The 19,219-nt window shown below is 62.3% G+C and carries 19 protein-coding genes; 6 read left to right on the top strand and 13 right to left on the bottom strand.

The genetic code is table 11. The features are described 5' to 3' along the window. Window positions 1-197: 197 nt before the first annotated feature. Window positions 198-1,172: an alpha/beta fold hydrolase gene (locus ACX12D_RS20745; protein WP_459375403.1), complete on the bottom strand. Its 975-nt coding sequence runs from the start codon at window positions 1,170-1,172 to the stop codon at window positions 198-200. Window positions 1,173-1,254: 82 nt separating this feature from the next. Here ACX12D_RS20745 and ACX12D_RS20740 point away from each other — a divergent pair, with 82 nt between their 5' ends. Then, the gene (locus ACX12D_RS20740) at window positions 1,255-1,680 is read left to right on the top strand and encodes an Rrf2 family transcriptional regulator (protein WP_459375402.1); all 426 of its coding nucleotides are present in this window, start codon (window positions 1,255-1,257) and stop codon (window positions 1,678-1,680) included. 110 nt (window positions 1,681-1,790) lie between these two features. On the opposite strand, the gene ACX12D_RS20735 is transcribed toward ACX12D_RS20740, so the two are convergent. Continuing rightward, window positions 1,791-2,201 carry a DUF2834 domain-containing protein gene (locus tag ACX12D_RS20735; RefSeq protein ID WP_459375401.1) on the bottom strand — a complete coding sequence of 137 codons (411 nt, stop codon included), beginning with the start codon at window positions 2,199-2,201 and terminating at the stop codon, window positions 1,791-1,793. 601 nt (window positions 2,202-2,802) lie between these two features. Between ACX12D_RS20735 and ACX12D_RS20730 the strand changes: the two genes are divergently transcribed. After that, window positions 2,803-3,447 (top strand): pyridoxamine 5'-phosphate oxidase family protein, encoded by a 645-nt coding sequence (locus ACX12D_RS20730; RefSeq protein ID WP_459375400.1) that lies wholly within the window; start codon window positions 2,803-2,805, stop codon window positions 3,445-3,447. Between the two features lie 139 nt (window positions 3,448-3,586). Continuing rightward, complete coding sequence (locus ACX12D_RS20725; protein ID WP_459375399.1) at window positions 3,587-4,153, top strand: antibiotic biosynthesis monooxygenase; 567 nt, start codon at window positions 3,587-3,589, stop codon at window positions 4,151-4,153. A 190-nt stretch (window positions 4,154-4,343) separates the two neighbouring features. On the opposite strand, the gene ACX12D_RS20720 is transcribed toward ACX12D_RS20725, so the two are convergent. Beyond that, window positions 4,344-5,219 carry a LysR family transcriptional regulator gene (locus ACX12D_RS20720; RefSeq protein WP_459375398.1) on the bottom strand — a complete coding sequence of 292 codons (876 nt, stop codon included), beginning with the start codon at window positions 5,217-5,219 and terminating at the stop codon, window positions 4,344-4,346. 97 nt (window positions 5,220-5,316) lie between these two features. Here ACX12D_RS20720 and ACX12D_RS20715 point away from each other — a divergent pair, with 97 nt between their 5' ends. Further along, window positions 5,317-6,765, top strand: a complete 1,449-nt coding sequence (locus tag ACX12D_RS20715) for an MFS transporter (protein ID WP_459375397.1) — start codon at window positions 5,317-5,319, stop codon at window positions 6,763-6,765. Window positions 6,766-6,799: 34 nt separating this feature from the next. Here the strand turns inward: ACX12D_RS20715 and ACX12D_RS20710 are convergent, their stop codons facing one another. From ACX12D_RS20710 to ACX12D_RS20700, 3 genes are all read right to left on the bottom strand, one after another. Further along, window positions 6,800-8,206: a cation:dicarboxylate symporter family transporter gene (locus ACX12D_RS20710; protein WP_459375396.1), complete on the bottom strand. Its 1,407-nt coding sequence runs from the start codon at window positions 8,204-8,206 to the stop codon at window positions 6,800-6,802. Window positions 8,207-8,229: 23 nt separating this feature from the next. Continuing rightward, a complete protein-coding gene (locus tag ACX12D_RS20705) occupies window positions 8,230-9,600 on the bottom strand; it encodes a class-II fumarase/aspartase family protein (RefSeq protein WP_459375395.1) in 1,371 nt (456 codons plus the stop codon). Window positions 9,601-9,841: 241 nt separating this feature from the next. Then, window positions 9,842-10,726, bottom strand: a complete 885-nt coding sequence (locus ACX12D_RS20700; RefSeq protein ID WP_459375394.1) for a LysR family transcriptional regulator — start codon at window positions 10,724-10,726, stop codon at window positions 9,842-9,844. A 158-nt stretch (window positions 10,727-10,884) separates the two neighbouring features. Between ACX12D_RS20700 and ACX12D_RS20695 the strand changes: the two genes are divergently transcribed. Both ACX12D_RS20695 and ACX12D_RS20690 read left to right on the top strand, forming a co-directional pair. After that, entirely contained in the window at window positions 10,885-11,916 is a 1,032-nt protein-coding gene (locus ACX12D_RS20695) for an NAD(P)H-quinone oxidoreductase (protein ID WP_459375393.1), read from the top strand. Between the two features lie 261 nt (window positions 11,917-12,177). Next, window positions 12,178-12,954 carry an enoyl-CoA hydratase gene (locus tag ACX12D_RS20690; RefSeq protein WP_459375392.1) on the top strand — a complete coding sequence of 259 codons (777 nt, stop codon included), beginning with the start codon at window positions 12,178-12,180 and terminating at the stop codon, window positions 12,952-12,954. A 33-nt stretch (window positions 12,955-12,987) separates the two neighbouring features. On the opposite strand, the gene ACX12D_RS20685 is transcribed toward ACX12D_RS20690, so the two are convergent. The 7 genes from ACX12D_RS20685 to ACX12D_RS20655 all read right to left on the bottom strand — a co-directional run bounded on the left by ACX12D_RS20685 (window position 12,988) and on the right by ACX12D_RS20655 (window position 19,159). Then, window positions 12,988-13,422: a MarR family winged helix-turn-helix transcriptional regulator gene (locus ACX12D_RS20685; protein ID WP_459375391.1), complete on the bottom strand. Its 435-nt coding sequence runs from the start codon at window positions 13,420-13,422 to the stop codon at window positions 12,988-12,990. A gap of 448 nt (window positions 13,423-13,870) precedes the next feature. Then, window positions 13,871-14,647 carry an enoyl-CoA hydratase/isomerase family protein gene (locus tag ACX12D_RS20680; RefSeq protein ID WP_459375390.1) on the bottom strand — a complete coding sequence of 259 codons (777 nt, stop codon included), beginning with the start codon at window positions 14,645-14,647 and terminating at the stop codon, window positions 13,871-13,873. 1 nt (window position 14,648) lies between these two features. Further along, window positions 14,649-15,830, bottom strand: a complete 1,182-nt coding sequence (locus tag ACX12D_RS20675; RefSeq protein ID WP_459375389.1) for a CaiB/BaiF CoA transferase family protein — start codon at window positions 15,828-15,830, stop codon at window positions 14,649-14,651. 16 nt (window positions 15,831-15,846) lie between these two features. Further along, entirely contained in the window at window positions 15,847-16,821 is a 975-nt protein-coding gene (locus ACX12D_RS20670; RefSeq protein ID WP_459375388.1) for a Bug family tripartite tricarboxylate transporter substrate binding protein, read from the bottom strand. A gap of 25 nt (window positions 16,822-16,846) precedes the next feature. Further along, on the bottom strand, window positions 16,847-17,635 hold the full coding sequence (locus ACX12D_RS20665) for an SDR family NAD(P)-dependent oxidoreductase (RefSeq protein WP_459375387.1): 789 nt from the start codon (window positions 17,633-17,635) through the stop codon (window positions 16,847-16,849). A gap of 10 nt (window positions 17,636-17,645) precedes the next feature. Further along, complete coding sequence (locus tag ACX12D_RS20660) at window positions 17,646-18,785, bottom strand: thiolase family protein (protein ID WP_459375386.1); 1,140 nt, start codon at window positions 18,783-18,785, stop codon at window positions 17,646-17,648. Beyond that, the gene (locus tag ACX12D_RS20655; protein WP_459375385.1) at window positions 18,782-19,159 is read right to left on the bottom strand and encodes a Zn-ribbon domain-containing OB-fold protein; all 378 of its coding nucleotides are present in this window, start codon (window positions 19,157-19,159) and stop codon (window positions 18,782-18,784) included. The genes ACX12D_RS20660 and ACX12D_RS20655 overlap by 4 nt, the downstream gene beginning before the upstream one ends. Window positions 19,160-19,219 lie beyond the last annotated feature (60 nt).

Below are 19,219 nucleotides of genomic sequence, written 5' to 3'. Positions count from 1 at the left end.
CGATAGCCAAGCGGGTCGGTCCGATTGTCAACGATCTAGCCCTCTCTGTCGATTGACCGGACCTGGCCGGCAAGCGCCCTCCGTCGGTCGTCGCGCCTCGGTCGTCTCCTCCCGCCCCTTCTCCGACATACCCTCCTGAGCGCGGAATGTCCGCTAACCCTAACCGTAGTTGAACCGTCAGACCACGCCGGAGTGAATCAAAGCTCGCGAAGAAACTCGACCAATGCGGAGTTAACGAAATCCGGCGCCTCTTGCTGTAGCCAGTGCCCTGCTCGCGGAACCACTCGAGAGGCGCGCAGGTTTGGCACGATCTGGGGCATGGCGCCGATGATTTCGTGCATGCCTGGAATTGCCAGACCCGGGTCTCGCTCGCCAACAAGGTATAGGGCGGGAACCTCGATCAACAGGCCCTCGAAAGCGGCTTGCACTTCCCAGTTGCGGTCTAGGTTGCGATAGTAGTTCAATCCGCCGCGAAAGCCAGAAACGCAGAATGCCTGAACAAATCTGTCCAGGTCGGCGGGGGCGAGCCACGCGGGCAACGCGGACGGATCATTCAGAGAGTCAAGGAGCCCGCCACTCCGTAGCAGAAGTCCAAAAGGATTAGGTGTATTCGCGTCGCGGACACCTACATCGCCCGATGCAGAAAAATAGATCTTGCGCAATGTGGTCGCAACGTCACGTTCAAGTTCTGTTTCGGCCAACCCTGGTTGAGAAAAGTAATGTGTGTAGAACCACGTTTGATCAGTCTGCGGGAAAAGCCGACTCGGCGCCATCGGCGCGCGGCCCATCATTGGCACACCGAGCGCAGCGACCGCGCGGAAGCGGTCTGGCCGAAGCATCGCAGCCTGCCAGGCAATGGTTGCGCCCCAATCATTTCCCACGACGACTGCGTCGCGTTCTCCGAGCACATCAACAAGCGCAACCAGGTCAGCGACAACGTCCAAGGTTGTGTACTGTCCGATCGCCGCTGGACATTCGCTTGATCCGTAGCCACGCAAATCTGGGGCAACTGCGCGGAAGCCGGCGCGCGCAAGTGCCCCCAGTTGGTGCCGCCAGGCATGCGAGGTCTCGGGAAAGCCGTGACAAAGCAACACTAACGGACCATCGCCCTGTTCAGCGACGTGCAGGCGGATGCCGTTGGCTTCAATATAGGTTTGACGGTATGCACTCATGCTTGCTCGAAGAGACAGTTGTACACAAGAATCTCTACATATCGTAACATCTAGAGTTACTCATTTCCACATTTTCAAAGTTATGCAACGTGATACCCGGCTGGCTCGACTTCTGCACGTGCTCATCCACATGCATCTTCGCGGCGGCGCGACCACTTCGGAGACGATCGCGCAGATGCTGCATACGAACCCCGTCGTCGTTCGCCGCACAATGGCTGCGCTACGCGAAGCTGGATATGCAAGGTCTACAGGCGGTCCAGGCGGAGGTTGGGCACTCGCATGTGACCTCAATGCTCTTACGGTGCGAGACGTTTACGTGGCCATCGCGCACACCGCATTGTTCGCGGTCGGCCCGGCTGACGACAATCGCAATTGTCCGGTGGAGGCGGCGGTAAATCGGCTCATCAATGAGGCCTTGTGTTCAGCAGAAAATACGTTGCTTCAACTGTTTGGCGAAAAGCGACTTTCACAGATCGCGCGCGACGTAACCTCGTCAAAGTCGGACTAGATGGCCACCTTGTTCGGAGACCATGGAATGGGTATTAATGGAGGCAAGTCGCGCGGGCTTGCTTGACGATGACTTTTCGGATGAACGGGTGTCAGCTTCCAGCCGTGGATTCAACGGGTCGATGCAACACTAGATGCCGCTTCGGCAGTCGGCTGGGGCGCTGCGGACCTCCGGCTTGCGACATGCCGATGGCGAACGAAGAGGAACAATGGGAGTGCCACCGACACGCCGACGAGCAGCCCCAGCAGGCACAGCGGACCACTTCTGATTGCCAGGCGACGCGACTCTGACAGCGTAAAGACGATTGTGACGATCCCGGATACCAGTACATCCATCGCGAAGAACCTGCCAATGGCATTGGCGAAGAGCTCCCCGAGGAACAGGCGAACATCCAGGCCGTTCTCAAGCAGGAATGGCATCAAGAAATAAAGGGGTAGCACGGCCCCAAGTACGATCAGAATGAGATAGGCAGTTCGTGTTCCCATTTCCCTTTCCTGGCCGGTTTGGAAGGATTTCGGCATGCGGCAACATTCATAGAGACGTGCAAATTCAGGCCTCCACGGAATCGTGAGGCTCGATTCTAGCTAGTACAATCGCTGTTGAAACCTGCCAATATTTGGAGTTTTCGATGCAAGGCCACCGCACGATGAAACGCGGGCTATGCCGACCCGAGGATAGGCATTCCAGCCTTCGCCACAGAGGGTGCTTTGATGAGCAGATAGCATCTCAAGCTTCTTTCGCTCTCGGCGTGATCGCTTGAACTCCGGTGTCACCGCGAGCTTCCGTGCTACCTCACGCGCGTTCTCGTGGACGCTGCGTGCGATCTTACGGAATGGCATGTTCTGACAGAGTCCTCTCTTGGGAACGTGCCGCCAACGCGATGGGTACAACAGAATCTGCCAAAAAGGGACCTTCAGTTTTGTCCATAACGGCCATTCGCTAGCCCTAGCCCTCTAAATTCGTCCAATCATGGCGATTTGCGCGGACCGTTCTACGACAGAAATGGTCGAACTGGCACGCCTTTGCTGGCTCTAAATAATGGGGGGCGCCTGGATCTAGACAGCGGGACGACGCAAACCTACACTGCGGCACCATTTATACACGAAGAATGACTGTTAAAAAATGCCGTCTCCTACGTCCCGCACCCGCATACGCCGGCTCCCGGAGCTTGCGCTCTACGAAAAGGCGGCGCTGTATTCGATAATCGATGCAGCTTATGTCTGCCATATTTCTTTTTACGATGGCGAATCCAGTCATGTCATTCCCACAGCGTGCTGGCGCGATGGCGATCGGCTATACGTCCATGGTTCCAATGGCGGCCGGCTTATTCGCCAATTAACCAGTGGCAAAGAGGCAGCGGTGGCCATTACCCACTTGGACGGACTCGTGCTGGCAAAGTCTGCATTTAATCACGCCATGAATTATCGTTCCGCGATTATTTATGGCTGCTTTAGCGCTGTAAATGATGAGGTGGAAAAGTGCCGACTGATGGATGTTTTCATGAGACTGATTGCGCCAGGCCGCGAGGGGGATGCCCGGCCGGGGAGCGCGAAGGAGTTTGCCGCGACGACAATTCTAGGCATCGCGCTCGATGAAGCCGCCGCGAAAATTCGAACGGGCGGGCCGATTGATGATGAATCAGACCTGGATTTGCCGATCTGGGCCGGTGTCCTGCCGATGGTGACGCTGCCACAAACACCGATTGCTGCATCGACCAGCATCGGAGCAGATCCAGTCTACGTGAGGCAATGGACGAAATCTGAATGACCGGAAAAGGTGACGTTCTACGCCGTACATCCGCATTCCGCGTAAGATATAGAGGTCCATCCACAGTGCCATCGCCAAGCATGTCAAAGCGAATCGCATACGCATTGCTCGGCGGTCACCGCCATCCACCGGGAGCGCGATGAACCCGACCACCGCCAATCCGCAGGAAATCGTGACGAGCATCATTGTTCACGAAGTCGAGCCCGACGCCGCCGCGCAGTACGAAACGTGGCTCGCGGATATCCGAGCCGCGTGCTCCAAGTTTTCCGGCTACCTGAGCACCGATGTGGTCCGTCCGGTCGGCATGAGCCGCGAGTATGCGACCATCGTCCGCTTCGCCGACTTCAGAAGCCTCAACGCCTGGATGGAATCCGATGTGCGCCGCCAACATATCGAGAGAATGCGGCCATCGCTGCGGCAAGGCGACCGATACGAAATCAGGACTGGCCTCGATTTCTGGTTCACGCCGAAGAACGCACCGGTCAAGATCCCAACCGCGTGGAAGCAGTGGCTCATCACTTGGAGCGCCATCCTGCCGCTCAGTATCGTCGTGCCATGGGGTGTCGTGCCGGTGCTCACGCGCCTCGGCTTCGCCCATGACTCGCTCATCGACAAGGCAGCCGTGGCGGCGGCGATCGTGTTCCTGATGGTTTACGTGGTGATGCCGCGCTATACACGGCTCGTTGCACACTGGCTGTTCAAATGACCAGTGCGTACTTGGTGCGCTGCAGCGGCGCTCAGGCCGCTCATCGTGTGTTTGCGCGTGTCGTCATGCGTGCGCCGAGCATGGTACCGAATTGCATCCTCATCGCCGGCTAGTCGCTCCTGCGCGAAGATCGGCGGGAATGCGCCATCCGGTCGAAACGGGTATGCATCGTGGGTAGCCGGCGCAGGGCCTATTCCGGAGCGGATCCAAATGCGCCGTGCCCGGCCACTACCTCGCCAAGAAAGTCCATCACCGCGCGCACAGGGGCCGAGCGCCGCAAGTCACTGTGCACCACCAGCCAGATGTCGCGCGAGAATCCAGCGCCCTCGTTCTCCAGCCGTACCAGGCCTGCGTCGGCATCCCCCAGGAAACAAGGCAGACCTGCCACGCCCGCCCCTGCGCGGGCTGCGACGAGATGGCTGCTGATGTCGCTGAGTTCGCAGCCCACGGGCCGCGGACCCGCCAGTTCCAGCAACCAGCGCTGCTGCGGCATGTCGGCGAACTGCGCATCGTAGGCAATAAAGGTCCAGTCGCGAGGATTGCGCAATGCCGGATAGTCGAGGCTTGCGTACAGGGCGAATGGCATGTGGCCCAGCTTGCGCACCACACTGCTCGACTCGCTGGGCCGAACCAGGCGTAGCGCTACGTCCGCCTCACGGCGCGTCAGCGACACCGCGCGGGCCTGCGCCGACACGGAGAGCTGGATCCCCGGATAAGCCGCGCGGAAATCCGCCAGCCGGCCGGCCAGCAGATGTGTGGCCAGCACCGGTGGCGCGCTGAGCGACACCTTGCCGCTCACGGGCTCATGGCTGGCACGCGTCTGCCGCTCGATAGCGAATGCGGCGGCTTCCATCGTCTTGGCTTGCTCGAAGACCGATACCCCAAGCGGCGTCAGGCGGCACGAGCGCGGCAAGCGTTCTACCAGAAGCGCTTGCAGCCCGGCTTCCAGCGCGGCCAGCCGGCGGCTTACCGTAGCGTGATCCACCTGCAAATCGCGCGCTGCGCCGGACAACGTGCCGGTGCGGGCGACGGCCAGGAAGTGGCGAAGATTTTCCCAATCGAGCATCTGTGCGTTTTCTCCAGGTTCGGTGGAGATTTTATGGAATTTACGCAGATATGTCTGCAGCCTAGCATCCGGAGATCCTATCGTTGGAATCCATGCCATGCCTACCGCCCCTACCACATCGACAACCCCTGCCACCCCTGCCACCACCAATGCGCAACGGGCCACCCTGCTGGCTGCTGCGCTCGGCTTCGTCGTCGTCCTGCTGGACGTCAGCGTCGTCAACGTCGCCCTGGATACCTTGCGGCAAGGATTCGCCACCGATGTGGCCGGGCTGCAATGGGTGATCAACGCCTACACGCTGGTCTTCGCGGCGTTGCTACTGACCAGCGGAGCGATCGGAGATCGCCTGGGCGCCAGGCGGGTGTTCCTGATGGGGCTCGCGCTGTTCACGCTGACGTCGGTGGCGTGCGGCGCGGCGGGCAGCCTGGCGATGCTGGTGGTAGCCCGGCTGGGCCAGGGCATTGGTGCGGCGCTGCTGGTGCCGAACTCCCTGTCGATGCTCCAGAGGGCGTTTCCCGAGCGCGAACAACGCAGCCGCGCAGTCGGCTGGTGGGGTGCGATCGGCGGCATCTCGCTGGCGGCCGGGCCGGTGCTGGGCGGCCTGCTGGTGACCCACTTCGGCTGGCGCAGCATCTTCCTGATCAACCTGCCGCTGGGCCTGATTGGCCTGTATCTGACGTTGCGCCATGTTGCCGTCGATGGCGGCGGACATCACCGCGGCCTGGATTGGCCCGGGCAAGGCGCAGCCATACTGGCACTGGCCGCACTCGCTGCATCGGTCACCGAAGCCGGCCGTCTCGGCTGGGGACACGCCTGGGTGCAGGCGGGGCTGTGGCTGGCCTTGGCGTCGGCGGCCGCTTTCATCCGCATCGAATCACGCAGTGCTGCGCCGATGCTGCCGCTGGCGCTATTGCGCATCCCGGCGTTCAGGGTGGCGTCGCTCGCCGGTGTGATCGTGAATTTTGCCTACTATGGCCAGATCTTTGTGTTCAGCCTGTTCTTCCAGCTTCAGCAGGGACTATCGCCACAGCAGACCGGGCTGGCGTTCCTCCCGATGACGGTGGTGCTGATGGCAGTCAACGTGCTCGCCGGCCGCCTGATCACGCGGATGGGCGCGCGGTACTTGATGGTGCTGGGATTGGTCCTGGCCGCCGTGGGCTACCTGATGCTGTTGCCGGTGCGCATCGACGGCCCCTACTGGCTGCTCGCCCCGCCGATGCTGCTGGCCGCCAGCGGCATCGCGCTGATGGTGCCGACCATGACCAATGTCACGCTGTCGGCCGTGGATGGCTCCCGCGCGGGCATCGCCTCCGGCGTCCTCAACTCGGCGCGGCAGGTAGGCGGCATGCTCGGCGTGGCAGGGTTCGGTTATCTGGTGCACGACACGGCCCCGCAAGCCTTCATGCACGGCATGCATCTATCGCTAGGCCTCGCGGCCGCATTGCTGCTGGTGGGAGCCGTGATGTGCTGGTTTGGCATGCGTGCGGAACGTCCCGCCGCTGGCAAGGACGGGCAGCAAGGCGCCACTAGAACCAATGCTCTTTGATTGACTCCTTCGCCGCCAAGGCGGGATGGTCCGATTACACTCCGGATTTCGAGAACGGGATACCGGCGGTGTGTGGATTGCCCTCCTTGGAGTCCTCGGGCAAAAGGTTGCCATCGTCGAGCGCAGCATCGGCGTTAGCCGTTTCAGGAAAGCGCTCGGGATACAGATGCCGCTGCGCGGCCTCGCGGTCAAAGGTGCCGGACCACTTGGCAATGACCACGGTTGCGACGCTGTTGCCGATCGTATTGCAGGTGGCGATCGCCATCGACAGGAAGCGGTAGACGCCGAAGATAACGGCCAGTCCTTCGACCGGCAGCATCCCGGTCGAAGTCACCGTTGCGGCGAAGACCACGAAGGAACCGCCGGAGACGGTCGCCGCGCCCTTGGAAGTCAGGAGCATCAGCAACAGGATGCCAATCTGCTGATCCAGCGACAGCGGCACGCCGTAGGCATGCGCGATAAACATCACGCCCATGGCCATGAAGAGCGAAGTGCCATCCAGGTTGAATGCGTAGCCGGTTGGCAGCACCAGGCCCACGGTCTGCTTCGCGCAACCCAACCGCTCCAGCTTGATCAGCAGGCGAGGCAGCGCACTCTCCGACGAGGCGGTGCCGAGCACGATCAGGATCTCGTCTTTGATGTAGCGCAGGAAACGCCAGAGACTGAAGCCTGCCAGCCGTGCCACCAGCCCCAGCACCACCACGATAAACACTGCCACCACCGCGTAGAAGCTGAACACCAGTTGGGCCAGCGCGATCAGCACCGCGGTGCCGTTGCTGCCTACCGAGTAGGCGACTGCGCCGAACGTGCCGATCGGCGCCAGTTTCATCACCAGGTTGATGAAGGAGAACAGTACCTCGGAGATCTGGCCGAGCCCCTCGTTGATCTTCTCGCGCCGGCCTTCCGGAATGGCGAGGATGCCGATGCCGACCATCACCGCAAGCACCACCACCTGCAGCAGTTCGCCCTTGGCAAACGCCCCGACAAAGTTGTCTGGCACGATGTGGGCCATGAAATCCAGGAAGCCGTGCGGCCCGGCCTTGGCCACCACCGGCGGGGCGGCGCCGGTGGCGACCGTGGTCATGCCCTTGCCGATCTGCAAGAGGTTACCCGCCAGCATGCCCACGACCAGGGCAATGGTCGAAAGCACTTCGAAGTAGAAGATAGAGCGCCAGCCAACGCGGCCGGCACTCTTCACATCGCCGGCGGATGCAATGCCGTGGACAATGGTGAGGAACACAAGCGGCGCCACGCCCGCCTTGATCAGCGAGAGGAACATGTCGCCGAGCAGCTTGAGCTGCGAGGCGAACTTCGGGAAGATGAAGCCCACCGCGATGCCCAGCACCAGGGACACCAGCACTTGCATACCCAGCTTGCGATACCAGGGTAATTTTCTCGGGGGCGAGATCAGCGCATCTGCGCTGGACGAAGGGTTTTCCATATCTGTCTCCTCGATGCCGCTTCTTACACGCCGCTCGACAAAGCAACGGCGCGGTCCACCATCTGCGGAGCCAGGCCGAGATAGTTGGCCGGATCGGTCAAACGGTCGATCGCGGCACGATCGAAGTGTTGCGTGACCTCGGGCAGTGCCATCAGCGCCTCGGCCAGCGTGCCGCCCTTCTCGTTCACGGTGCGGCAAGCGTCATAGACGATATCGTGCGCCTGCTGGCGGCCGGTGAAGGGAGCCATGCCCATCATCACCGCTTCGGCCACGATCAGGCCACGGGTGATGCCGAGGTTGTGCTTCATGCGCTCGGCATCGACAATCAGACCGCCCAGTGCGAACCTGGCCTGATGCAGGGCGCCGGAGGAGAAGATGAAGCTCTCCGGAATGGCGATCCATTCCGCATGCCAGGGGCCGGTGGCGCGCTCGAAGTCTTGCACCATGGCATCGACCATCAGGCCGGCATGCTGGCGCACGGCCTTCGAGGCGGCCAGCATCAGTTCGCTGGAGATCGGGTTGCGCTTTTGCGGCATCGTGCTGGAAGCGCCACGGCCTTTGACAAAAGGCTCGTAGACCTCGGCGAACTCGGTCGACGCCATGATCATGATGTCGAGTGCGATCTTGCCAAGGGAGCCAGTGATCAGTGCGAGCAGGTTCACCGCCTCGGCAAAGCCGTCACGTGCCACATGCCAGGTGGTTGCCGGCACGCCCAGCCCAAGTTCCTCGGCCATCGCCTGCTGTACCTCGAAACCCTTGTCGCCCAGCGAGGCCAGCGTGCCCGCCGCGCCGGCAAACTCCACCACCGCCACCCGTGGGCGCAATTCCGCCAGACGCTGCTGGTGGCGGTCGAACATGGCGAGCCAGATCGCTACCTTGTAGCCAAAAGTGACCGGCAGTGCCTGCTGCAGGTGGGTACGACCGGCCATGGGCGTGTCGCGGTGCTTGACCGCCAGGTCGGCCAGGATGCCGCGCAGTTCGCGGACATCGGCGTCGATGCTGTCGAGCGCGTCGCGCACCTGCAGTGCCACCGCGGTATCCATGATGTCCTGCGTGGTCGCCCCCCAGTGCACGTAGCGGCCGGCATCGCCGCACATGCCCACAAGCTGATGCACCAGCGGCAGGATCGGGTACCCGACGATGTCCGTCTCTTCACGCATATGGTCAAAGTCGATACGCTCGATGCGCGACTCGCGTGCAATCACTTCCGCCGCCTCGGCCGGGATCACGCCGACGCGCGCTTCGGCCTTCGCCAGCGCGATCTCGGCGTCGATGTAACGCTGGATCAGCGCCCGGTCGGAGAAAATCTCGCGCATCTTGGCGGTGCCAAAGGCATCGCGGAACAGAATCGAATCGACAACGGTGCTAGCCATGGGGACGGAAAAAGTGGACATATCGGCCTCTGAGGTAATTGCTGGTTTCGCGAACACACGCCAATATGTTCGAACATATCCAACTATAATATGTTCAAACATATTCGCAACCATGGGTTTACCCTAGGACCTTGAAACCGCCCGCTCCCCTCAGGGACGGCGATGCCAACACGCCGCCAATCGGCTGGACCGATGTGTATATCGACCCAAGATCGGCGAGATCATCAGCGACGCGCAGGGGCCGCAGCTACGTCGCGCGTGACTATTTTGCGTGGGTCGTGTGCTCTTCGAACGCGGAGACGATGCCGTCAATCATTGCAGCGATGCGCGCGGTATGCCGAAGATCCTGATGCGTGACGAGCCAGATTTCGTAGATCGCCCCACGTGCGGGTTCCGGCCATATCTGCACGAGGCCGTCGTGTTCAGCCAGATGTATCGGAAGCTCACCGACGCCGAGGCCGGCTTTTACCGCGGTACGCAGCATGAGGCTGGAATTGAAGGTCGATACGATGCGCCCCGCGTGTATCGGTTCGCCAGCAAGCGTCGGTGATCGATTCCCGGTCCAGTTTCCCTGATAGACAACAAGATCGTGACCCGCGAAGGCGGAACCAGCGGCGGGCTTGCCGTGCCGCTCGAGATAAGCACTCGAGGCAAAGAGCGCAATGGGCCAGCGAGCCAGGCGCCGCGCGACAAGATCGGGATTGTCCGGCCTGACTGAGCGGACCGCGATATCCGCTTCACGCTTTGCCAGATTTAGCATGCGCGTCGACGTGTCCAGCAGGACGCGCACTTCGGGATGCGCAGCATGCAGGCGTTCGATGGCCGGAAGCAGGAATTCGAGTGCAATCGAGTCGGTGCTGGTGACTCTTACGTCCCCCGCAAGCCGTGTATCCGTGCCTTGCGTTCGTCTGACGAGCTCGTGTGCGGCGTGTTCCATTTTCTCCGCCGATCTCAACGCGGCCTCGCCCGCGGCGGTCAACGCGTAACCCTCGGAGGTGCGCAGGAAGAGCGTTGCACGCAGGGCGTGCTCTAGCGCCGCAATCCGTCTGCCGACCGTCGCCTGATCGAGATTGAGCGTCCTGGCCGCTCCGCGGAGCGTCTTTTCGCGCTCCACCGCTAGAAACACTCGCGCGTCATCCCAGTTCATCCTGCCGCCCTCCTGATGCAAATTTGCATCTGACAACATGAATAATGCTGCATATATACATCGACGTCGAGGCCTAGACTGAACGCCAGAGTTGCTCGTTCAATGATCCGCCCGGATCCATCGAGCCTTATCCCTTATCGATACAAGGAGTGGTATCCATGCCTGCATCAACTTATCGTGTGCCGTCGTCCATGACAGCCATTGAGATCAAGCAGCCCGGCGGTCCTGAGGTTCTGGTGCCGACTACGCGCGCGGTGCCGATGCCGGCCGCCGATCAGGTTCTGATTCGCATCCACGCGGCTGCCGTGAACGGTCCGGACGTTTTCCAGCGCAAAGGGCTGTATGATCCGCCCCCCGGCGCTTCGGACATTCCAGGGCTGGAAGTGGCAGGTCAAGTGGTTGCCGTTGGTTCCGACGTGTCCCAGTTCCAAATCGGCGAACTGGTGTGTGCATTGATTCCCGGTGGTGGCTACGCAGAATATGCGGTCGCGCACGCCTGCAACACGATGCATATCCCCAAAGGCCTGACGTTGGTCGAAGCGGGGGCCATGCCCGAGACGTTTATGACGGTATGGCTGAACCTGTTCCAGCGCGGCAAGCTGGTTGCCGGCGAATCGGTGTTGATCCATGGCGGCGCGTCGGGTATCGGTACCACGGCGACCATGCTGGCGAAGGCATTCGGCGCTGCGAAAATCATCACGACAGTTGGCTCGCAGGCACATCGGGATGCCAGCCTGGCGCTAGGCGCGGACCTCGCGATAGATTACCGCGAGAAAGATTTCGTCGTCGAAACAAAGCGGGCTACCGATGGAAGCGGCGTCGACGTGATCCTCGACATCATTGCCGGCGACTACGTGGCCAGAAACTATGACGCCGCAGCCATGGACGGACGGATCCTCCAGGTGGGCGTGATCAAGGGGCCGGCGAAGGATCTCAACGTCGTGCCGATGATGACGAAACGGCTAACGCATATGGGCTCAACACTGCGATCGCGCACATCCGCGGACAAGGCGGCCATCATCAATGAACTCGAGCGGCAGGTCTGGCCGCACATCGAGAGCGGCAAGATCAAGCCGGTTGTCTACAAGACCTTTGCGCTTGTCGACGCTCGCGGCGCTCACGAGCTGATCGATTCCGGCACACACTTTGGAAAGATTGTCCTTACCACAGGCGCCGAACTCATTGACTGAAGCCTGGCTTGCCGGTTTCGTGATGGACGTGAAGAAAGCGCGTTACTTTTTTGCGCGTCGCTGCGCAACGGGATGTCAGGAGTCCGACCCAAACCTGTCCCTTGCCTTCGCCAGACTTCCCGGCACGCGGGACGCTCTCGATGCACCGACTTGGTCCGGTGGCCCAGTGGTTTACTTCGCATGCGAATTTTCTATATACTTCGCACGCGAACTACAACGTGATGCCTGCACGGCATCACGCAACCCACCTGGAGACCGACCATGACCTCGGAAATTCGTGTTGACCTGACCGGCGGCGTTTTGACCATTACGATTGCCCGGACGGACAAGAAGAATGCCTTGACCAACGAGATGTACGGCGCACTCGCCGACACTATCGAGCAGGCACAGCAGGACGGCGATATCCGTGTATTGCTGCTGCAGGCGGACGGGGACATTTTTACGGCGGGCAATGATGTGGGCGAATTCGCAGCAATAGCGGCGGGAAATGGCCCCGGCGAACGCCACGTGCAACGCTTTCTGCGCGCCCTTGCCAACTCGACCGTGCCGATTGTCGCCGCGGTCAACGGCAAGGCCGTCGGCGTCGGCACCACCATGCTGCTGCATTGCGATTACGTCGTGCTCGCGCAGGACGCTCAACTGATCACGCCCTTCGTGAACCTTGCCCTTGTTCCCGAGGCGGCTTCAAGTTACCTGCTTCCCCTACGCATCGGGCACGTCAGGGCCTTCGAGATGTTCGCGCTGGGCGAGCCGCTTGACGCGCAAACCGCCGTGGCATGGGGCATCGCGAACAAAGTCTGTGCCAATGGCCAACTGCGGGCGGACGCGCGCCTGATGGCCGAAAAGATTGCCGCCAGGCCCGCCGGCTCGCTTAGCGCCATGAAAAAGCTCATGCGAGACGCGGAGAAACTGGTTTCGCAGATGAACAGCGAAAGCGCGAGGTTCGAGGAGCGGCTGGCCAGTGCCGAAGCCAAGGAAGCATTCTCGGCCTTCGCCGAGAAGCGCAAACCGGACTTCACCAAGGTCGCCCCGCGGTAAGCCGAGTGCCTCGCTGTCCGGCCGCTGCCCGGGTTACACCTCGCCCTCGTCGGCGGCCGGAAACTTCGTCTGCAGGCTGGTCAGCCACCGCGCTACTACGTCAATCTCGGCCGCGGTAAAACCTTCGGTCAGTCTGGCATTCGTTTCCTTCATGCCCGCCTTGGAACGCTGGCGAGCCGAGCGCCCTGCCTCTGTCAGCCATAGGCGCCATGCACGGCGATCGGTCTCGTCCGGCCGGCGCTCGATCAGGCCCGCCCTTTCGGTCCGGTCAGCCAGACCGCTCATCCCGGGCGCGCCCAGATCCAGCGCTGCGGCAGCCTCGCTCATCAGCGCGCCGTCGTTCCTGCCCAGAAAGAAAAGCAGCCCAGCCTGGGCCGCTGTCGCGCCACCCGTGGCCGTGCGCACTTGTGCCCAGCGCTGCAGTCGACGCTGGCCAACATTCAATAGATAAACGAGGCGATGCGCCATGTCTGTGACGGATATAGGAAGCCATTTAGTTCACATGCGAATTTTATCACGTAGCCGATGTCAGCCGTCGAGGTAGTGCCTCGACGGCGTCGACTGAGGTTCGTTGCCGTGACCGGCCGAGCGTCGACTGGAGCACGATAAGTCCTGACTGACGGTGGCCACGCGGCGTGCAACAGGTGAGGCGCAAATCGCAAGACTGCAGTTTCCCAGGAAACGTGCCTATATCGCTAATAGTGATTGGCGATATAGCTCCTGCTTTCCGCTACCGTGCTGCTTGCGCACAGCGGCTGCGTGCTCGTCGAGTTGGTCGGCCAGGGCTACGGGCCATGTCCTGTAGTTCACGGTCGCACTGAGCAATTCCTGCGCAAGCTTGTTCCGGGCCTGCTTGGCGGGCTGCGAGTCGCGCAGTAAGCCAACCGCGCACGGCTACGCGCATGGCTGACTTTCGTCATCGTCCTTGGAAGGCCGGCTTGCGCTTCTCCGCGAAGGCGTTACGGCCTTCGATGCGATCGTCGGTATTGCGCAGAATACCGAAGGTCTGCTGCTCCAGTTCCAGGCCGGCTGCGAGCGCGAGCTCACGTCCAGTACTGGCCAGTTTCTTTACGGCCACTACGGCCAGCGGCGCGTTGGCCGCGATGCGCGTCGCGATCGCGCGGGCGGTTGGCATCAGCTGCTCCGACGCCACTACCCGGCTGACCAAGCCGATTCGCAGCGCCTCGGCCGCGTCCAGGCGTTCTCCGGTCAGCAACATTAGCATCGCGTCCGACTGCCCCACAGCACGCACGATCCTCTGCGTCCCGCCGCCAGCCGGGATGCTACCTATGCACACCTCGGGCAATCCGAACGCAGCGCCGCTCGCGGCGATACGGATGTCACAGAGCATGGCCAATTCCAGCCCGCCGCCAAGCGCGAATCCGTTGATCGCGGCGATCATCGGCTTGTCAGTATGCATCGTCGACACCACGGGCGCTCCAGTCTTGGATCCGAAGTGCAACTCGGCGAAACTCTCCGCTGGGGGCATCGTCTTCTTCAGGTCCGCGCCGGTGCAGAAGGCGCGTTCGCCAGCGCCGGTAAGTATCCCCACGCGTATGTCCTTGCGGCGCGAGATGTCGTCCCACGCGGCCTGGAGTTCCTGCAATGATTCAGGATCAAGAGCGTTCATCGCTTGGGGCCGGTCGAGGGTCACGGTGGCGATGAAGTCGCTCACCTCCATGGTCACTGGCATATCAGTCTTTCCTTGCATTAACGGTTAGCGGAAGCCGGTCATTCAGCCCCGATTCCAACAGCACCTCACTGGTATGTTCACCCACCCGCGGGGCGGGCCGGCGAGGCGGCGGCACCTCGCCCACTGCCTTCAACGGCGTACGCGGGAACACCAGCTCGCCGGCCACCGGGTGTCGCACAAGCTCCGTGAAGTCGGCGCCAGCGAATGCCGGCGAAGCGACAACCTCCGCATAGTCGTTGATGGGGGCACAGATAATGTCCGCCGCCTCAAAGCGCTCCAACCAATCTGCCCTTGGCCGCAGCGTCATGCGCTCCTCGAGCAGACGAACCAGCTCGCCGCGATGCGCGATGCGGCCGGAGAGGTCCTGGAAACGTGAGTCGGTGGCAAGCCCCGGCCGATCCACGACACGGCACAGCGCCTCCCAGCGTTCAGCGTGGTAAGCGGCAACCATGATCCACCCGTCGGCACAGCGGAGTGCCTCATTTGGCGCCGCATAGGGCGCGGCACTGCCGATGCGCGTGGGCACTACACCGTCGGCGAAGTAAGCAGCGAAGGCCATCTGCTGTAGGCCCACGGCGCTCGCGAACATGCTGACGTCGATCCACTCGCCGGTTCCGTCGCGCCCCCGCTTTGCGAGTGCTCCCAGAATCGCGATACTGGCGATGTAGCCCGTCACCATGTCGACCAGCGGCACCTGCACCTTGCACGGCGGTGCGTCGGGTAGACCCGTAACGCTCATGAGTCCGGAGACCGCCTGCAGCACGCCATCCACTCCCGGCTTGTCTTTCCAGGGGCCCTGCTGACCGTACGCCGAAACGGAGCAGTAGATGATGTCCGGCTTCAGGCGCTTCACCTCCTCGTAGCCGAGGCCCAGCCGGTTCATCACGCCGGGGCGGAAGCTTTCCACGACCACGTCAGCACCAGCCGTAAGCTGGAGCGCGACATCACGCTGCCGCGGGTCCTTCAAGTCAAGCGCCACGCTGCGCTTGTTCCCATTGAGGGCAAGGAAACCTACGCTCTCGCCTTCCACGAAAGGCGCCAGGGCGCGACACAGCTCACCACGGGGGCTCTCGACCTTAACGACGTCTGCACCCAGGTCGGCCAGCGCCTGCGTGCACAGCGGGCCGGCGGCAACCTGTGTGAAGTCCACCACCCGTAAGCCAATTAAGGATTTGCTCAGCATGTCTTTCCTTCGCAGCTTAGCCGCCGCGGATATTGCTGTCGCGGATCACCTTGGCCCATTTGGCGGTGTCCGCCTTCAGCGCGAGTTCAGCTTCTGCGGGGGACAGAAGCAAAGGCTCGAAGCCGCTCTTGAGCAGTGATTCGACTAGCGCAGGCGTGCGCAGCGCCTTGTTGATCGCGTCACGCAATTGCGCGATGACGGGTTGCGGTGTGCCGATCGGCACCGTCACATGCCACCAGTAGCCCGCATCGAAGCCCTTGACTCCCCCCTCCTCGATGGTCGGGATCTCCGGTGCAAGCGCGGAACGCTTGGCCGTCGCCACGCCGAGGATCGTCAGTTTGCCTTCCCTGGCATAGGGCAGCGCAGACGGCAGGCCCAACATAGCAAGCGGCACGTGGCCGCCGGCCAAGTCGGTCAGTGCCGGGCCCGTGCCTTTGTATGCCACATGCTCCAGCGGGATGCCGGTCATCGTAGAAAAGTAGATACCAGCCAAGTGCTGGGGCGAGGCAACGCCAGGAGACGCGTAGGCCAGCGGCGCGGCGCCCTTGGCCTTGCCGAGAGCCAGCAGTTCGCCCAAGGTCTTCGCCTGCACCCCGGGGCCGGCCACCAGCACGATGGGCACCGTTGCCAGTGTCGCCACGAAGGTGAGATCAGTGTTCGGGTTGAACGACATCTTCGGGTACAGCAGCGGCAGCAGCGGGTCGCTGGTGCCTCCCACGCCTACCGTGTACCCATCTGGCCGGGAACGCGCCAGATCCGCCAGTCCAATGGTAGTGCCCGCGCCGCTCCTATTGTCGATGACGAAGGGCTGTCCGAGGATGCCAGCGACGCGTGCGAACACCGCGCGCGCCACGGTGTCGGTGCCGCCCCCTGCGGGATAGGGGACGACTACCCGCACGGGCCTAGATGGATACGTGTTGGCCAGTGCGCTGCCAGTCGACGCGAGAACGGCCGCGGCCCCCGCCAGGTGCATGAATTCTCTTCTTTGCATGCTTGTCTCCTTGCTGTTGACCGTGCTAGACGGAGGGACTGCTCAGGCTTCGGCCACCGCAGACGTACAGCACCTGCCCGGTGACGTAGCCGGACGCCGGCGACGCGAAGAAGCGCACCGCATTGGCCACGTCGCTGGCTTGCCCGATGACCTGCATGGGGACCGTGCGCTTGAGGTCCTCCTGCATCTGCGGTGCCAGCGTTCCGAACAGGGGCGTCTCCACGATGCCCGGCGCAATCGCGTTTGCCGTAATGCCGCTGCGAGCGAACTCCAGTGCGAGGCTTCGCGTCAGGCTGACTACGCCGCCCTTGGAAGCTGAATAGCTGGCCTGCCCACGATTGCCGAGCCACGCGCGCGAGGAGATGTTGACGATCCGTCCGAACTTCTGATCCATCATTGTCGGCAGCACCGCCTTGCAGCAGATGAACTGCGAGGTCAGGTTGGTTTCGATGACGCGCTGCCAGAAATCGAGCTCCATCTTCACGACGAGCTTGTCGCCGCCGATGCCGGCATTGTTGACAAGCACGTCAATCCGGCCGTTACGTTGCAGCAGTTCCGCTGCCGCCTGCTTCACGTCCGGCTCGGAGGTGATGCTCACGCAGCGCGTAGTTACATCGGCACCAGCGTCGCGCAATTCTGCCGCGGCCGCTTCGAGTGCTGCGCTGTCAATGTCCCACAGCGCCAGCCGGCAGCCGCCGGCAGCCAAACCGTGCGCGATCCCAAGGCCAATGCCTTTGGCGCCGCCGGTGACAACCGCCGTCATGCCCTTCAGAGAGACGGGCTCCACCGAGGAAATAGTTGCATTGTCTGTCATGGTGTGTCCTTCAGGCGGCTGCCAGGATGTGGATAGAACAGGCGGCGTGGTCGACACCCCAAATGCCACCGCCGGTGACCTGGCTCAAGCCGAGGCTCGCATGCTGGACCTGACGTTTCCCGGCGCGTCCCTGCAGCTGTTCACACAGCTCCACGATTTGCGCCACCCCAGTTGCACCCGGCGGATGCCCCTTGGCGATCAGACCACCGCTCGGGTTTACCGGGATGCGGCCGCCCAGCGCAGTGGCACCGCTGGCCAGCAGCTGTGCAGCCTCGCCGCGGCCACATAGACCCAGTGCCTCGTAATACAGCAGTTCGGAGATGGTAAAAGCGTCGTGCAGCTCAATCACGCTCAGGTCCTCAGGGCCGACGCCGGCCTGCTCGTACGCAAGCCGCGCCGCGCGGCCAGTGATCTCGGCTTCGGTCATGTCGACCTGGTGAACCTCGAACAGCCCAGACTGCACCACCGAGGCGAGCACACGTACTGGCTTTGCCGCCCCGCGTGAAGACCGAGTGCTGAGTACCAGTGCCGCCGCCCCGTCTACGACCCCCGGACAGCACTGCAGCAGCGTGAGCGGGTCGGCCACCATGCGGGAGGCGAGCACCTCCTCGCGCGAGACTTCTCGGCAAAATTTCGCGATCGGGTTGAGGATGCCGTGCCGCCGGTTCTTCACCGAGACGTCTGCCAAGGCCTCAAGGGGGATGCCGTGCTCGTGCATGTAGCGCTTCGCACGCATGGCATACAGCGCCGGCATGATCATGCCCCGCCGGTTGTTCCAATCGTGCTGGTTCATCGGCAGCGCGCCGCCGCCCAGGCCGCTCAGATGGTCCATGCCGAACACCACCACCGTCTCGTACTGACCAGCGCGCAACGCCTGCAGCGCGAGATTCAGGGCCGTAGCGCCGCTCGAGCAGGCATTGTCAACGTTGTAGACCGCCTCGCCGCCCGCGCCAAGCTCGCGCAGCGCGCGCTGCCCGGGCAGATGGCCGCCCAATGCGTTGCCGCAATAGAAGGCCTGCACGTCGCGCATCGATACGTCGGCATCTTTCAATGCATCCAGGATCGCAGCCTGGGCCAGCGCCTCCTCCGTGAGGTCCGGGAATCGGCCAAAATCGGAGATGCCGACGCCGGTAATCAGGGATTCCTTCATGCCGCATCTCCTATTAGAGGTTCGAAGGCGTAGTCGGATGCCAGGTCAGGCAGTGTGAACGGCACGACGCGCACCACGTCGCCGATGGCTGGAGCAACCTCGCCCTGCCACACCAGCCGGCCAAAGGCGCGCAGGCCGAAGTCGAAATCGACCATCGCAAGCGAGTAGGCCGGCGCCTTGCCGGGGTGCACAGTGGTAAAGGTGTAGACGCGCCCGGTGGCGCCTAGCGATATGGGGTCGACAACATCGTCGCCGTGCACGAACTCAGGCGGTGGAAAGCGAACCTCGCCGCTGGCGCAAAAGCGCGCCCCCCGGAGCACCATGCCTTCGGCGGAGTCGCCAAAATGGCCACCTTCGTATTTAGTAATATTCATGTGTCTCGCTCGACTTCATGGTTTGGATTCGTGTAGATTCTGGGCGGAACCACATACACC

It is taken from the genome of Cupriavidus sp. PET2-C1 (assembly GCF_054515855.1).
The sequence above is the reverse complement of the archived record's forward strand: the minus strand, read 5'-3'. Positions and strand labels throughout refer to the sequence as shown.

Excerpts from the sequence above, each read along its gene's own strand:
- ACX12D_RS20745 (WP_459375403.1), bottom strand. The coding sequence starts at position 1,172 with ATGAGTGCATACCGTCAAACCTATATTGAAGCCAACGGCATCCGCCTG.
- ACX12D_RS20740 (WP_459375402.1), top strand. The coding sequence starts at position 1,255 with ATGCAACGTGATACCCGGCTGGCTCGACTTCTGCACGTGCTCATCCAC.
- ACX12D_RS20735 (WP_459375401.1), bottom strand. The coding sequence starts at position 2,201 with ATGCCGAAATCCTTCCAAACCGGCCAGGAAAGGGAAATGGGAACACGA.
- ACX12D_RS20730 (WP_459375400.1), top strand. The coding sequence starts at position 2,803 with ATGCCGTCTCCTACGTCCCGCACCCGCATACGCCGGCTCCCGGAGCTT.
- ACX12D_RS20725 (WP_459375399.1), top strand. The coding sequence starts at position 3,587 with ATGAACCCGACCACCGCCAATCCGCAGGAAATCGTGACGAGCATCATT.
- ACX12D_RS20720 (WP_459375398.1), bottom strand. The coding sequence starts at position 5,219 with ATGCTCGATTGGGAAAATCTTCGCCACTTCCTGGCCGTCGCCCGCACC.
- ACX12D_RS20715 (WP_459375397.1), top strand. The coding sequence starts at position 5,317 with ATGCCTACCGCCCCTACCACATCGACAACCCCTGCCACCCCTGCCACC.
- ACX12D_RS20710 (WP_459375396.1), bottom strand. The coding sequence starts at position 8,206 with ATGGAAAACCCTTCGTCCAGCGCAGATGCGCTGATCTCGCCCCCGAGA.
- ACX12D_RS20705 (WP_459375395.1), bottom strand. The coding sequence starts at position 9,600 with ATGTCCACTTTTTCCGTCCCCATGGCTAGCACCGTTGTCGATTCGATT.
- ACX12D_RS20700 (WP_459375394.1), bottom strand. The coding sequence starts at position 10,726 with ATGAACTGGGATGACGCGCGAGTGTTTCTAGCGGTGGAGCGCGAAAAG.
- ACX12D_RS20695 (WP_459375393.1), top strand. The coding sequence starts at position 10,885 with ATGCCTGCATCAACTTATCGTGTGCCGTCGTCCATGACAGCCATTGAG.
- ACX12D_RS20690 (WP_459375392.1), top strand. The coding sequence starts at position 12,178 with ATGACCTCGGAAATTCGTGTTGACCTGACCGGCGGCGTTTTGACCATT.
- ACX12D_RS20685 (WP_459375391.1), bottom strand. The coding sequence starts at position 13,422 with ATGGCGCATCGCCTCGTTTATCTATTGAATGTTGGCCAGCGTCGACTG.
- ACX12D_RS20680 (WP_459375390.1), bottom strand. The coding sequence starts at position 14,647 with ATGCCAGTGACCATGGAGGTGAGCGACTTCATCGCCACCGTGACCCTC.
- ACX12D_RS20675 (WP_459375389.1), bottom strand. The coding sequence starts at position 15,830 with ATGCTGAGCAAATCCTTAATTGGCTTACGGGTGGTGGACTTCACACAG.
- ACX12D_RS20670 (WP_459375388.1), bottom strand. The coding sequence starts at position 16,821 with ATGCAAAGAAGAGAATTCATGCACCTGGCGGGGGCCGCGGCCGTTCTC.
- ACX12D_RS20665 (WP_459375387.1), bottom strand. The coding sequence starts at position 17,635 with ATGACAGACAATGCAACTATTTCCTCGGTGGAGCCCGTCTCTCTGAAG.
- ACX12D_RS20660 (WP_459375386.1), bottom strand. The coding sequence starts at position 18,785 with ATGAAGGAATCCCTGATTACCGGCGTCGGCATCTCCGATTTTGGCCGA.
- ACX12D_RS20655 (WP_459375385.1), bottom strand. The coding sequence starts at position 19,159 with ATGAATATTACTAAATACGAAGGTGGCCATTTTGGCGACTCCGCCGAA.